The organism is Streptococcus sp. CF7_Ac1-8 (assembly GCF_024295435.1).
GTDB lineage: Bacteria > Bacillota > Bacilli > Lactobacillales > Streptococcaceae > Streptococcus > Streptococcus mitis_AP.
Map to the genome: position 1 here is coordinate 1 of NZ_JANCPI010000004.1, position 13177 is coordinate 13177.

Consider the following 13177-nt stretch of genomic DNA (forward strand, 5'->3'; position numbering starts at 1 on the left):
GAGGAGGACAGGAAAATGTTTAGCCAACTACGCATGCGAGAAGAACAAGCCTTGTTAGCACAGGACTATGCCTTGGAACAAGCTGAAGAAAAGGGCTTAGAACGTGGTCGAGCTGAGGGTCTTGAACAAGGTTTAGAGCGTGGACTTGAACGTGGGAAAGTTGAAGGAAGGGAAGAAGGAAAACTTTTTGCCTTTCTGGATATGGTCCGCCAAGGTCTTCTGACACCTGAGGTTGCCAGCCAGCAGTTGGGCATGACCGTCGCTGAGTTTGAGGCTTTGCTATAAGGTCACATTTTAAATAGTAGAAAGTTGATGAAATGGCAAGTTCTTATCAAAAAACTTGCCATTTTTACTTGACATTTAGAAGTGTTTATAAGATAATACCATAGACGTGAGTTCTGTCCAACTGTCTATGTGGATTAGATATGAATGATTTTACTCAAGGATGATAAGTTTGTGAGATTTTCACTTGAAAAATGCAGTATTTGACGGGTATTTTTTCTCACAAAAATGTTTTTTTCACCTTTTTTTCTAAAAATGGGTAAAAACTTTAAAAACTAGAAGAAAACCCTTGACAAATCCTGCAAATATTTATATACTGTATGGTAGTAAGATAGTCTTACGAAAAATATATAATGAAAAATAAAGGAGATAAAACGATGAAAAAAGTTTTATTGACAAGCGCAGTCGCTCTTGCAGCATTTGGTGCTGTTCAAGCTGTTTCAGCTAACACTGTAACTCTTAAACCTGGTATGGTAGATCCAACAACAGGTAAACTAGTGACAGACGCAGGTTCGAACAATGGGCAAAATACTGCTACAGATAAAGATGTATTTCAAAATGGTAAATTAGTAAATAACTTACCTGGATACAGCCGTTTTGGTAATTTTGATATTAAAACTGCATCAGTTACTCCAGTTGCTGAAGTAAAAGACAAAGGTGAGCACTATGTTCGTGTAAACGTTGTAGATGCTAAAGGAAACCCAATCCCAGGTGTAGCTATTGATTTTGCAGTTACGACTGATAAAGGTGTTGTATATGTAACAGTTACTACAGATGAAACAGGATCAGCTATCGTTACAAAAACAGCTAAAGTTAAAGCTGATGCAGCTGGAACTGAAGTAGATGCTGAACTCCCAGTAAGTTTCGCTGAAGGAACAGTAGTAAAATATCGTCTAGTTAAATCTCATGCTACAGATGGTAAAGATGTAGAATTTGTAGGTGAATTCAAAGTTTCTGGTGATTTGTATACTAATGCAAATATCGTTATCAATGAAGTTCGTCATACAGATGTGACATTCCAAGGACAATCTGCTACAGGATGGCGTAAAGATGCTAAAGGTCAATGGTCTTACTTGAAAGATGCTAAAGGAACTAAAGCAACTGGTTGGCTTAAAGACAACGGTACTTGGTACTACTTGAACGCTGAAGGCGTAATGCAAACTGGTTGGGTTAAAGACAACGGTACTTGGTACTACCTAGATGGTTCAGGTGCAATGCAAACTGGTTGGAAATATGTAGGTGGTCAATGGTACTACCTAGATGGTTCAGGTGCAATGCAAACTGGTTGGAAATATGTAGGTAGCCACTGGTACTACCTAAGTGGTTCAGGTGCATTACTTGTAAACACAACTACTCCTGACGGCTACACTGTAAACGGAAATGGTGAGTTGGTATAATACCAATATATAAAAAAGACTAGGAGATTCTTCTCCTAGTTTTTTCTTTGGCTCTTTGTCAATACTAGTGATTGGGTCATGAGGAATTGTATTAAATAAAGTGGAGATTGTGACATAAATAGAGGATGCTCTCTACTAGAGATAGTAAAGAGCTTTTTTACCTTTAAATATTTCTACACTTTTTATGTTTTTTATTGCATTAATTATAGAAAAGGAATATAATGAAATAAATTTAATAGGTTAATAAAGGAGGTTTTTCTCATGAAGAAAACGATTACGGGTATTTTGCTAGCAACTTCAGTGCTAGCTATAGCTGCAGTTCAGCCAGTAAGTGCTGCAAGTACAGGAACTAGTGCATCGTCGACAGGTGCTCAATCTACTTCATCATTTAAGGAAATTCATTTTGTGACATTCCAAAATGGTAGACCCGTTGATATCAAAGCAGCTGTTACAGGAGCAGCAACATCTGATACAAGTCATCCAGCTATTGATAACTATATGTATACTACTAGTAGAGTAGAAGATGGTATTCTTTACCATATGTATGCGCCTACTAGTACTTCAGGTAATACAAGCAACGCCTCTCAAATAAACCCATATCGTAGAGATAATAATCAAAATAATGGTAGTGCTAATAATGGGGGAAGTAGTAACCAAACTAACGGAACTAATGCCAACCAAAACAATAGTGCCACTACTAACAATAGTACAAGTAGTGGTCAGTTTAAAGCAGAGGGTGGAAAAGTCTACTATATCAAGGATGGCAAAAAAGTTACTGGTTGGCAAAAGATTGATGGTAAGACTTACTACTTTGAAACTGATGGAGTAATGAAAAAAGGGCTACTAACCTTAGGGGATAAACAATACTATCTGAATGAAAAAGATGGCTTCAAACAGTTGGGATTGGTAAAAGTTGCTGATAAGACTTATTATTTCGTTGAAAATGGTGAGAAGAAAACTGGATTTATCAAAATAGATGAAAAAACTTACTATCTAAAAGATGGTGTTCTGACACCCAATATTGTTGTAATTGATGGTAAAAAATTCTTTATTGATAATGAAGGGAACCGATCTGTTGGATGGAAGAAAATTGACGGTAACTGGTATTATTTCTCTAAAGAAGATGGAATGAAGACAGGTTGGATTAAAGATGGTTCATGGTATTACTTGGATGAAACTGGTGTGATGAGAACTGGTTGGAAACAAGTTGATGGTAATTGGTATTATTTAAACGATTTAGGTGCCATGCAAACTGGCTGGAAACTTATAAATGGTAGTTGGTACCATCTCGACAGTTTAGGTAAAATGAGTACTAGATGGATAAAAGAAAATGGTACCTGGTATTATCTTGATGGTTCAGGTGCCATGCAGACAGGTTGGAAACTTGTAGATGGTACATGGTATTATCTTGATGGCTCAGGTGCTATGAAGACTGGCTGGGCTAAAGTTGGTGGTACATGGTATTACCTTAAAGGCTCAGGTGCTATGGTAACTGGTTGGTTCCAAGTAGGTGATAAATGGTACTATGCTTATAGTTCAGGAGCTCTTGCTGTCAGCACTACAATCAATGGTTACACAGTAAATGCCAACGGTGAGTGGGTTTAAAAGTGTAAAATTTACCATAGAAAATGTAAATAATGAAAAGAAAATAAAAAGAAAGCTTATAAACAGGCCTTCTTTTTTCTTTTACAAGAGATATATTTGAAAATCAATATAAGTATATAAATGTAAAGATAAAATCACCTATCACTTGATTATATTTTTAGAAAGAGTTATAATAAACCCAAATATAATTCTAAAAAAGGGTTTCAAAAATGGGTAAAAAGAAAATGATTTTAACTAGCTTGGCTAGTGTGGCTGTATTGGGAGCGGCATTTGCGGCATCTCAACCGTCAGTTGTAAAAGCTGATGATTCTTCCAATACAACTACAACTCCAGCTCAACCGGCAGCTACTCAGCCTGCCGAAACTGGAGCTACTGACACTTCTAAAACAGAAGTTACAAGTCCAGAAATTAAAAAAGCTGAAGATGATGCTAAAAAAGCTGAAGAAACAGTTACTGAAGCTCAAGCAAAAGTAGACACAACTACTACTGCAGCTAACGAAGCAAACACTAAACTAGAAGCTGAGACAAAAGAAGCTGCTGACGCTAATGCTGCAAAAACTAAAGCTGAAGAAGCTAAAAAAACTGCAGATGATGAATTAGCAGCTGCTAAACAAAAAGCTGCTGAAGCTGACGCTAAAGCTAAAGAAGAAGCTAAAAAAGAAGAAGATGCTAAGAAAGAAGAAGCTGATTCTAAAGATGCTCTATCAAAAGCTTTAGATCAATTAGAAGAATCAATCGCAAATGATCCAAAAATTACTAATAAAGAAGCTGCTAAAAAAGCTGCTAAAGAATTAGTTGACAAAGAAGGATTATTAAAAGCTATTGAATCTGGTGATTTAAAAGCTGGTGATATTCTTAAAGAATTAGAAAACGACAGTAATACTGCTGGTAATACATCAACAACTCCAGCTGAAGCTAAATCTAAAGATCAACTTCCAGAAGACGTTAAAGCTGGAATCGAAAAAGCTGAAAAAGCAGATGCTGCTCGTCCAGCATCAGAAAAACTTCAAGATAAAGCTGATGATTTAGGTGAAAATGTTGATGCGCTTAAAGAAGATGCTGATGCATTAAAAGCTGAAGAAGATAAAAAAGCGGAAGCTCTTAAAAAACAAGAAGATACATTAAAAGAAGCCAAAGAAGCATTAAAATCAGCTCAAGATAATGGTTCTGATGTTGAAATCGTTGCTTCATTAGATAAAGTTGTTAAAGCTATCGAAAAAGCTAAAGATGCTGCACAAGATGCATTCGATAAAGCTGCTTCTGATACTCAAGCTTACGCTGAAGAACTTAACAAACTTACTGATGAGTACAACAAAACTCTAGAAGAAGTAAAAGCTGCTAAAGAAAAAGAAGCTAGCGAACCAGCTAAGCCAAAAGAAGAAGAACCAGCTAAACCAGCAGAAAAAACAGAAGCTGAAAAAGCTGCTGAAGCTAAAAAAGAAGCAGATGCTAAAGTTGCTGAATTGCAGAAAAAAGCAGACGAAGCTAAAACAAAAGCAGATGAAGCTACAGCTAAAGCTACTAAAGAAGCTGAAGATGTAAAAGCTGCACAAACTAAAAAAGAAGAAGCAGATAAAGCTAAAACTGAAGCAGAAACTGAATTAGCTACAGCTAAAGCAGAAGCTGAAAAAGCAAAAGCAAAAGTTGAAGAACTTAAAAAAGAAGAAGCTGAAACTAGAACTGCTCTTAAAGATGCATTAGATAAATTAGAAAAAGATATCGATGCTGATGCTAAGATTACAAATAAAGAAGAAGCCAAAAAAGCATTAGGTAAAGAAGATATTTTAGCTGCAGTTGAAAAAGGCGACTTAACTGCAGGAGATGTTCTTAAAGAATTAAAAGGTCAACATGAGACTGCTGAAGCTAACAAAAATCAAGATCCACAAGCAGACAAAATTGGCGCTACAAAAAAAGAAGGAAAACCTCTTGCTGAACTTCCTACTGCTGATAAAGAAAAATTAGACGCTGCTTACAACAAAGAAGCTTCTAAACCAATCGTTAAAAAACTTCAAGATATCGCTGATGATATCGCTGAAAAAATTGAAAAATTAACTAAAGTAGCTGATAAAGACAAGGCTGATGCTACTGAAAAAGCTAAAGCTGTAGAAGAAAAAAATGCTGCATTAGATAAACAAAAAGAAACTTTAGAAAAAGCTAAAACTGCACTTGCAACAGCTAAGAAAAACAATGCTGAACAATCTATCCAAGATGGATTACAAGATGCTGTAACTAGATTAGAAGCTGCTGTTGCTTCTGCTAAAACTGCTGCAGATGAAGCTCAAGCTAAATTCGACGAAGTTAACGAAGTAGTGAAAGCTTACAAAGATGCAATCGATGAACTAACTGATGATTACAACGCAACTTTAGGTTATATCGAAAACTTAAAAGAAGTTCCTAAAGGTGAAGCACCAAAAGACTTCGCAGGTGGAGTAAATGATGATGAAGCAACTACTGAGCCTGCTAAGGAAGCGGATGAGGTTCCAACGGTTCCTAATGCTCCAGAATTCAATGGTGGGGTAAATCCTGCTGACGCTCCTACAGCTGAAGAAAAACCTGAATTCACAGGTGGAGTAAACGATGAAGAAGCGCCTACAACACCAGCAACTCCAGAGTTCAATAGTGGTGTAAATGATGATAATGCTCCTACTCAACCTAATAATCCTGAATTCAACGGAGGAGTAAATGATACAACACCTCCTACTGAACCTAATAAACCAGAGGGAGAAGCTCCAAAACCATCTAAACCTGAAACTTCAAACGGAGATGCACTTGTACAACCAGAACTTCCAGAATTCAATGGTGGAGTGAATGATACAACACCTCCTACTGAACCTAATAAACCAGAGGGAGAAGCTCCAAAACCATCTAAACCTGAAACTTCAAACGGAGATGCACTTGTACAACCAGAACTTCCAGAATTCAATGGTGGAGTGAATGATACAACACCTCCAACTCCTGCAAAACCTGAAGGAGAAACTCCAAAACCAACTAAACCAGAAGCTTCAAACGGAGATGCACTTGTACAACCAGAACTTCCAGCATTCAAAGGCGGAGTTAACGCTGTTGAAGCTGCTGTTAATGAAGTTCCAGAGTTTGGTGTTAATAACCCTGAAATCAAAAAAATCTTAGACGAAATCTCTAAAGTAAAAGAGCAAATCAAAGACAGCGAAGAAAATGAAGGTGTTGAAGATTATTATAAAGATGGATTAAAAGATCGTCTAGCTGATTTAGAAGATGCCTTAAATACTTTAATTAATAATAAAGCTGAGGTTCTATCTGGAAGTAATGATACAGAAGACTTAAAAGTCACACGCTATGTTGATATTGCTACTAACACTGATATTTTGAATGCTGAAGAAGGTCATTTCAAAGGTAAATCAATTGCAGGTTATACTTTTGTGAAATCTGAAGAAAAAGATGGTATTATTACTAACTATTACAAAAAAGTAACTAATCACTATTCTACTCCAAATTCAGATCCAAGACTAACACCAACTCCTGGAAATCCTGTTCCAAATGAATCACAAGCTCCAACACCAGCTACTCCAGCAGCTGAAGCTCCAACACCAGCTCCGGCTACACCAACAGCTGAGACACCATCAACTCCTGCGGTTGCACCAACTGTAGCAGGTACTAGCAAAGATAATACATATCAAGCTCCAGCTGCGAAAGCAGAAGATAAGAAAGAACTTCCTAATACTGGTGGTAAAGATAATGTTGCAGTTGCATCATTAGGATTCCTTGGATTGCTCCTAGGTGCCCTTCCATTTGTGAAACGCAAAAACTAATTAGTTGAAGATATAAAAGAGAAGGATTTATGACCTTCTCTTTTTGTGATATGGGCTATAGTGAGAGTTCTGTTGAAAAGAAGAAAAAAGTGAACAAAACGATGTTTTAGTCTTGTTCACTTTTATGTTGTTCTATAAACTTAGTCTCTATAATATTTGTAGTGGGTAAATCCCCATGGATATTATGGAGCCTATTTTGTTGTAGAAAAAAAGTTCCATAATATCCATAATGAAAAGCGACAAAACAACTCATTAGAAAGATTCATATGGAACAATTACATTTTATCACAAAATTACTCGATATCAAAGACCCTAATATCCAAATTATGGATGTTCTTAATAGGGATACTCACAAAGGAATCATTGCTAAACTGGATTATGAGGCTCCACTTTGTCCTGATTGCGGAAGTCAAATGAAGAAATATGACTTTCAAAAACCGTCTAAGATTCCTTACCTTGAAACGACTGGTATGTCTACTAGAATTCTACTTAAAAAGCGTCGTTTCAAGTGCTATCAGTGCTTGAAAATGATGGTCGCTGAGACTCCTCTAGTAAAGAAAAATCATCAAATTTCTCGTGTCGTAAACCCAAAGAAGCTCTTGTAGTCTAGCAGTTGGTCTGCTTGACTGATGGTTCGCTCAGGTTGCTGGGTAAAGGGTTTGTTCCCGAAAAACTCCAACCATGGCTTACGAACCTCGTCTTTGCTGGTTTCTCTGTATTTTTTAATCTTATTTACAATGGTCTTTCAATAGTTCTTCAAACTCAGCGACCGTCATGCCTAATTGCTCACTCGCAAATTCGGAAGTTAAAACATGTTGACGTACTAAATCAAGAAAGGTAAATATTTTCCCACGTTCAAGACCACGCTCTAATCCTTTTTCTTCAGCTTGTTCCAAGGCATAGTTCTGTGCTAACAAGGCTTGTTCTTCTCGCATACGTAGTTGGCTAAACATCTTCCTGTCCTCCTCGGACCAGCTCTTATAGTCTAGCAGTTGATCTGCTTGGCTAATGGCTCGCTCGGGTTGTTGGGTAAAGGGCTTATTGCTAAAAAACTCCAACCACGGCTTGCGAACCTCGTCTTTACTGGTTTCTCTGTATTTTTTTAGTTCTAAGAATGCCATCTTTACTAGATGATTTTCCTGTCCATTGTTTGTAATTGTTAAAGCCTCACCCGTCGAATCCTCGCGCATGCTAAAGCAATGAAAAGCCAAATCATCTGAGAAATAATTGCTATCTACAATGGCGATAGCATATACCGGTGCGATGTGTTTGTAACTCTGGTGTGTATCACCTTCTTGCTGACGAATTTTTTCAAGGTTTTGATTGACCTGACTGCACAGGTAAGCCCACAAACGATTAATGAAAAAATTCTGATGATGAACTTGGATTTCGATAATAACCTGCGTGCCATTGTCCAACTCTGCCAAGACGTCTATACTGGTATAGAAATCCTGCGCCGAGTACGGCAGGGAAGGCAAGACGTGAATGTTACTTCCCTCCAAAATCGTTACATTTTTGGCCGGCAAGTCCAGCATATCGCGAATAAATTGACAAGTGATTTCTGGATTGCTGAAAATTTTCTTAGCAACCAAGTCATTGGTTGGGCTAATGCCCGGATGTCTTAGAATCATCCTTTTCCTCCTTTTATTATATCACAGTTTTAAATCTAGGTTTACTAGATTCACTGCTACTATCTATTTATTCGGAAAAAGGATGAAAAATACTCGGTCTGGCTCTTCCCAATGGTATTTTTTGGTGCTTTCCTTTATAATGGGTGTATGGATAAGAAAAAATTACTATTGATTGATGGGTCTTCTGTTGCTTTTCGGGCGTTTTTTGCGCTCTATCAGCAGTTGGACCGTTTTAAGAATGCGGCTGGTTTGCATACCAATGCGATTTATGGTTTTCAGTTGATGTTGAGCCATCTGTTGGAGCGGGTTGAGCCGAGTCATATTTTGGTGGCTTTTGATGCGGGAAAGACAACCTTCCGGACAGAGATGTATGCGGACTATAAGGGTGGTCGGGCTAAGACTCCTGATGAGTTTCGTGAGCAATTTCCCTTCATTCGTGAGTTGCTGGATCATATGGGGATTCGTCACTATGAGTTGGCTCAGTATGAGGCGGATGACATTATTGGGACACTAGATAAATTAGCTGAGCAAGATGGTTTTGATATTACCATTGTCAGTGGGGACAAAGATTTGATTCAGCTGACTGATGAGCATACGGTGGTTGAAATTTCCAAGAAAGGTGTGGCTGAGTTTGAGGCCTTTACGCTAGAATATCTTATGGAAAAGATGGGCATTACACCGACTCAGTTTATCGATCTCAAGGCACTCATGGGTGATAAGTCGGATAATATCCCTGGGGTGACAAAAATCGGTGAAAAGACGGGTATCAAGCTCTTGCTGGAGCATGGCTCGCTTGAGGGTATTTATGAAAATATCGATGGGATGAAGGCTTCTAAGATGAAGGAAAATCTCATCAATGATAAGGAACAGGCCTTTTTGTCGAAAACACTGGCGACCATTGATACCAAGGCACCGATTGAGATTGGTTTAGAGGATGTGGTCTATAGTGGTCCAGATGTTGAAAATCTTGGGAAATTCTATGATGAGATGGGCTTCAAACAGCTTAAGCAGACTTTAAATGCATCGTCAGCTGATGTGGCTGAGAGTTTGGACTTTACTATTGTTGACCAAGTCAGTCAAGACATGCTGAGTGAAGAGTCTATCTTCCATTTTGAGCTTTTTGGTGAGAATTACCATACAGAGGATTTGGTTGGATTTGCCTGGTCTTGTGGGGAAAAGCTCTATGCTACAGACAAGCTTGAACTTTTGCAAGAGCCGACTTTCAAGGATTTTCTAGAAAAAACACCTCTGAGGGTGTATGACTTTAAGAAGGCTAAAGTTCTCTTGAATCGTTTTGGTGTGGATTTGCAGGCGCCTGCTTTTGACAGCCGTTTGGCTAAATACCTCCTTTCGACTGTGGAGGACAATGAAATTACGACTATTGCTAGTCTTTATGGTCAGACTTACTTGGTTGATGATGAGACCTTCTACGGTAAAGGTGTTAAAAAGGCCATTCCTGAACGTGAGAAATTCTTGGAACATTTGGCGCGTAAACTTGCTGTTTTGGTCGAAACAGAGCCTGTTTTACTTGAAAAACTCAGTGAAAATGGGCAATTAGAGCTTCTTTATGATATGGAGCAACCTCTGGCCTTTGTCCTTGCCAAGATGGAAATTGCTGGGATTACGGTCAAGAAAGAGACCTTGCTTGAGATGCAGGCTGAAAATGAGCTTGTCATTGAAAAACTCACTCAAGAGATTTATGAACTGGCTGGTGAGGAGTTTAATATCAACTCGCCTAAGCAGTTGGGTGTCCTTCTCTTTGAAAAATTGGGACTTCCTTTAGAATACACCAAGAAAACTAAAACAGGTTACTCGACAGCAGTGGATGTGTTAGAGCGTCTGGCTCCGATTGCACCGATTGTTAAGAAAATCCTGGATTACCGTCAGATTGCTAAGATTCAGTCTACTTATGTGATTGGCTTGCAGGACTGGATTTTGGCTGATGGCAAGATTCATACGCGTTATGTGCAGGATTTGACCCAGACTGGGCGTCTGTCTAGTGTGGATCCTAACTTGCAAAATATCCCTGTGCGTTTGGAGCAAGGCCGTCTCATTCGTAAGGCTTTTGTGCCTGAGTGGGAGGATAGTGTGCTGCTCAGCTCAGACTATTCACAGATTGAATTGCGCGTTTTGGCGCATATCTCTAAAGATGAGCACTTGATTAAGGCTTTCCAAGAGGGGGCGGATATCCATACCTCAACAGCCATGCGTGTCTTTGGTATTGAGCGTCCTGAGGATGTGACTCCAAACGACCGTCGCAATGCTAAGGCAGTTAACTTTGGAGTGGTTTATGGAATTTCAGATTTTGGTTTGTCTAATAATCTGGGCATCAGCCGTAAGGAGGCCAAAGCCTACATTGATACCTACTTTGAACGCTTCCCAGGTATTAAAAACTACATGGATGAAGTGGTGCGTGAGGCGCGTGATAAGGGCTATGTGGAGACCCTCTTCAAGCGTCGTCGTGAGTTGCCAGATATCAATTCGCGCAACTTTAATATTCGTGGTTTTGCAGAGCGGACAGCTATCAACTCACCTATCCAGGGGTCGGCGGCAGATATTCTCAAGATTGCTATGATTCAGCTGGATAAAGCCTTGGTTGCAGGTGGTTATCAGACTAAGATGCTCTTACAAGTGCACGATGAAATCGTCCTTGAAGTTCCTAAATCTGAATTGACAGAGATGAAAAAATTGGTCAAACAAACCATGGAAGAAGCCATTCAACTCAGTGTTCCCCTCATCGCAGATGAAAATGAAGGGGCAACCTGGTACGAGGCTAAATAAAAAGGGGGCTAGTCCTCCTTTTTTGTAGTCAAATTCTGCAAGCCTTTTCAAAATATGCTATACTGATGAAAAAGGAGGATTTCTATGAGTCAAGAATTTATCAATCCAAGTGATGGCGTGATTCGTCAGTATCTAGCAACGAGTAAGACCCTTGCTGTGGTGGGCCTGTCTGATCGTGAGGAAACAACCAGCAATCGAGTGACCAAGGAAATGCAGGCTAGGGGTTATAAAATTATCCCAGTCAATCCCAAGGCGGCAGGTGGCGAAATCTTGGGTGAAAAGGCTTATGCCAGCCTCGCTGAGATTCCTTTTCCTGTAGATATTGTCAATGTTTACCGTCGCAGCGAGTTTTTGCCCGATGTGGCACGTGATTTTCTCAAGGCTGATGCTAAGATTTTTTGGGCACAGCTAGGACTTGAAAGTCTAGCAGCGGAAGAAATCTTGCGTGCTGGAGGATGCGATGACATCGTGATGAATCGCTGTATCAAGAGAGAACATACTCGCTTGATTGAGGAAGCATAAGAAAAGGTAGCTGGTGGGCTACCTTTTGTGTTAGAAAATACCGATAAGAGTCTGCATACCAAGACTGGTAAGGATGATGGCTATCCAGCAGACGGCTCCGAGAATAATGGATTTTCCGCTGGATTTAATCATGGCTACCAGATTTGTTTTGAGACCGATAGCACTCATGGCCATGATAATGAGGAATTTAGAGAGTTGTTTGAGAGGGGTAAAGAAGCTACTGGACACACCGAGAGAGGTCAGTAGGGTGGTTAGGAGAGATGCAAGAATGAAGTAGAGGATAAAAAGTGGGAAGACTTTTTTCAGTTGCAATCCTTGCTTATTTTCTTGTTGGCGACTTTGCCAGTATGAGAGAAAGAGAGTGATGGGGATAATAGCTAGGGTTCGTGTGAGTTTGACAATGGTTGCGGATTCGAGGGTATTTGTTTGGTAGAGACTGTCCCAGGCGCTGGCTGTGGCGGTTACAGAGGAAGTATCATTGACCGCAGTTCCTGCAAAGAGGGCGAAGCCATCATTGGATAGATGAAGCCAGGTTCCTAGAGTTGGAAAGATTAGTGCAGCCAAGACATTGAAGAAAAAGATAACGGAGATGGCTTGGGCGACTTCTTTTTCCTTAGCATGGATAACGGGCGCTGTCGCGGCAATAGCAGAGCCCCCACAGATAGAAGAACCTACTCCAATCAAGGTAGCCAGTTTTGTGTCCAATGCAAAGAAGCGCTGGAAGAGGTAGGCAATAATCAGAGCTATTGAAATGGTGGATAGGATGACAGGGAGTGAAGATTGCCCAACTGCGAAGACTTGAGAGATATTGAGACCAAAACCAAGCAAGATAACGGCATATTGGAGTAATTTCTTGGAACTAAAGGTCAATCCCGCATCCAGTTGTTTATAGGGCGAGAGAAAGGGATGGAGAAGCATGCCTATGAAAATCGCAAAGACGGGTGCGCCAATGACAGGGAAGAATCCTCCTAAGTACCAAGATACGATTGAAATGAGAAGGCAGGCCAAGATGCCTGCTCCATTTTTTGATAGAAATGACATAAAAACCTCCAAATAGAATCTGTTACCATTATAGACCTGTAAACAGGAAAAGTAAAATAGAAAGTGGAAAGCTATTCTATAATGTATTTTTGCGGTCGGGGAGCTTTTGTAGTATAATAGAGATACGTTT

7 protein-coding genes and 3 pseudogenes are annotated in these 13177 nt (G+C 39.5%); 7 read left to right on the plus strand and 3 right to left on the minus strand.

Annotation, left to right across the window (positions count from 1 at the left end):
* The 5 genes and pseudogenes from NMM26_RS02740 to NMM26_RS02760 form a co-directional block, all read left to right on the plus strand.
* A pseudogene (locus tag NMM26_RS02740) lies at positions 1-285 on the plus strand (hypothetical protein); the annotation flags it as partial.
* A 374-nt stretch (positions 286-659) separates the two neighbouring features.
* Entirely contained in the window at positions 660-1679 is a 1020-nt protein-coding gene (locus NMM26_RS09610; RefSeq protein ID WP_000757036.1) for an Ig-like domain-containing protein, read from the plus strand.
* Between the two features lie 261 nt (positions 1680-1940).
* Positions 1941-3284, plus strand: coding sequence for a PspC family transcriptional regulator (locus tag NMM26_RS02750; protein WP_254753800.1), 1344 nt, complete (start codon positions 1941-1943; stop codon positions 3282-3284).
* A 209-nt stretch (positions 3285-3493) separates the two neighbouring features.
* Positions 3494-7072, plus strand: coding sequence for an SIALI-17 repeat-containing surface protein (locus tag NMM26_RS02755; protein WP_254753801.1), 3579 nt, complete (start codon positions 3494-3496; stop codon positions 7070-7072).
* A 266-nt stretch (positions 7073-7338) separates the two neighbouring features.
* A pseudogene (locus NMM26_RS02760) lies at positions 7339-7665 on the plus strand (transposase family protein); the annotation flags it as partial.
* Positions 7666-7667: 2 nt separating this feature from the next.
* Here the strand turns inward: NMM26_RS02760 and NMM26_RS02765 are convergent.
* Positions 7668-7802, minus strand: a pseudogene (locus NMM26_RS02765) (flagellar assembly protein H domain protein); the annotation flags it as partial.
* Positions 7801-8703: an Rpn family recombination-promoting nuclease/putative transposase gene (locus tag NMM26_RS02770; RefSeq protein WP_000603332.1), complete on the minus strand. Its 903-nt coding sequence runs from the start codon at positions 8701-8703 to the stop codon at positions 7801-7803. The gene NMM26_RS02770 and the pseudogene NMM26_RS02765, both read right to left, overlap by 2 nt.
* A 147-nt stretch (positions 8704-8850) precedes the next feature.
* Here NMM26_RS02770 and polA point away from each other — a divergent pair, with 147 nt between their 5' ends.
* Both polA and NMM26_RS02780 read left to right on the plus strand, forming a co-directional pair.
* Positions 8851-11484, plus strand: coding sequence for a DNA polymerase I (polA, locus tag NMM26_RS02775; RefSeq protein WP_254753802.1), 2634 nt, complete (start codon positions 8851-8853; stop codon positions 11482-11484).
* An 84-nt stretch (positions 11485-11568) separates the two neighbouring features.
* The gene (locus tag NMM26_RS02780; RefSeq protein WP_254753803.1) at positions 11569-12006 is read left to right on the plus strand and encodes a CoA-binding protein; all 438 of its coding nucleotides are present in this window, start codon (positions 11569-11571) and stop codon (positions 12004-12006) included.
* Between the two features lie 30 nt (positions 12007-12036).
* Here NMM26_RS02780 and NMM26_RS02785 read toward each other — a convergent pair whose 3' ends face one another.
* Positions 12037-13047, minus strand: coding sequence for a YeiH family protein (locus NMM26_RS02785; RefSeq protein WP_254753804.1), 1011 nt, complete (start codon positions 13045-13047; stop codon positions 12037-12039).
* Positions 13048-13177: the final 130 nt, after the last annotated feature.